Genomic DNA, 1,969 nt, shown 5'->3' on the forward strand with positions numbered 1-1,969 from the left:
GAGGCGGTCTGCGCGGACGACACCGGGGAGGGGGCCGCGGGGCGGGGAACGGTCCTGGCGCCGGCGGAGACTCTCCTGCCGGGCGGCCGGCACGCGTCCGGCGGGACATTCGCGGGTGCGGTCCAGGGCGGGACACGTCCCGATGTGCCGCCGGGAGGCGCCCGGTTCACGGACGGCTCCGGTGAACGTCCTCGGCCCGCACAGGCACTTGCAGGGACCGTGACGCTGCCCCCGCTCGACGGCGGTTCGGGGAACGAGGTGCCGCCGGTGCCCGGCCAGGCGGGCGGGCCCCTGCCGTTGCCGTTGCCCGTGATGCGCTCCGAGTCCCTGATCGTCTCCAGGCCCGAGGACAGCCCCGTCGGCGGGCTGACGCGGCCCCCGTCCCTGCCCGGCCCGCCAGGCGTGACGTTGCCTCCGCTGGGCGGCCTGACGCTGCCTCAGCCCCGGTCCGACCCCGGTGCGATGACCTCGGTCGCGCCCCTGACCCACTCCGGCGGTGTGACCCTGCCCGGCCCGGGCCTCCGTGCCGACGACGTGCTCGACGCCGTCGCCGGGCTGGTGGACAAGTCCGTGTTGTGCCGGGAGCCGGGGCCCGGTGGGGTGCGGTACCGGATGCTCGACACGCTGCGGCAGTACGGGCTGGAGCAGTTGCGGCGGACCGTCGGGGACGAGGGCGCTGTCCGGCGGCGGCAGCGGGACTGGATGCTGCGGTGGGTCGAGGAGTGTGAGCGCGGCTGGTTCGGGCCCGGGCAGCCGGAGACCGTCGCCCGGCTGCGCGCCGACCGGGACAACCTGCGCGCCGCCCTCGACTTCAGCCTCTCCATCCCGGGAGAGGCGCTCGCCGGGCTGCGGCTCGCCGGCACCCTCTGGTTCTACTGGCACGCCTGCGGCGCCCCGCGCGAGGGCCTGTACTGGCTCGACCGGGCCCTGGCCGCCAACCCCGAGCCGACCCCGGAACGGGCCCGCGGCCTGTGGGTCGCCGGGCTGCTCGCCGCCGCCACCCAGGACTTCCCCCGCGGCCGCCGGCACGCCAGGGACGCCCTCGCCCTCGCCCGGGTCCTGGGCGACGCCGCCGAGGCCGCCCACGCCGAGTACGTCATCGGCGTCCTGCGGCTGTTCGGCGACGACCTGCCCGGCGCGCTGCGGCACTTCGAGACGACCGTCGCCCGTGGCCCCGTGCCCGGCCAGCACCTCAGCGTCGTAGGCCTCGACCAGGTCGAACTCGCCTGCGCGCTGGGGTTTCTGGGCGAGGCCGACCGGGCCGTCGAGGTGTGCGAGCGGGCCCTCGGGCTGTGCGAGCGGCACGGCGAGCAGTGGGTACGGTCGTACGTGCTGCGCATGCTCGCCCTCGCGCACTCCGTGCGCCGCGACTGGGCCCGGGCGGAGCGGCACGCCCGCGAGGCCCTGCGCCTCAAGCTCGCCGTCCACGACGTCATCGGCATCGCCCTCACCCTCGACCTGCTCGCGTCGATCGCCGGCGAACGCGGCGCCCACCGGCACGCGGCCGTGCTGCTGGGCGGCGCCGACCGTGTCTGGGCCGACATCGACGCCGCCCGCTGGGGCGCGCGCACCCTCAACGCCGCACGCCGGGACAGCGAGGAGCGGGCCTGCCGGGCCCTGGGACGGGACGCGTTCGAACGGGCCCACCGGCGCGGCGGGAGCCTCGGCCTCGCCGAGCTCGTCGGCCACGCCCTTCAGGAACCGGCCCGCCCGCACCCCGGCGAGTCCCGGGTTCCGCAGGACGACACCGCGGTCCGCCTCACCCGCCGCGAGACCGAGGTCGCCCGGCTCGTCGCCGAAGGGCTCGCCAACCAGCAGATCGCCGACCGTCTGGTGATCGCCCGCCGCACCGCCGAAGGCCATGTCGAACGCATCCTCAGCAAGCTCGGCTTCAGCAACCGCAGCCAGATCGCCGCCTGGGTGACGGCACAGCGCTGACCGCCTCACCGCAGACCCCCCACCCGTACCG

The 1,969-nt window shown here is 76.7% G+C and carries 1 protein-coding gene; it reads left to right on the forward strand.

The window, feature by feature from the left end:
• Positions 1-1,938 (forward strand): ATP-binding protein (locus CA983_RS43150; RefSeq protein ID WP_244207349.1); only part of this gene is annotated, 1,938 nt, incomplete at its 5' end.
• Positions 1,939-1,969 lie beyond the last annotated feature (31 nt).

The sequence above is a fragment of the Streptomyces swartbergensis genome (genome assembly GCF_002148965.1).
Lineage (GTDB): Bacteria > Actinomycetota > Actinomycetes > Streptomycetales > Streptomycetaceae > Streptomyces > Streptomyces swartbergensis.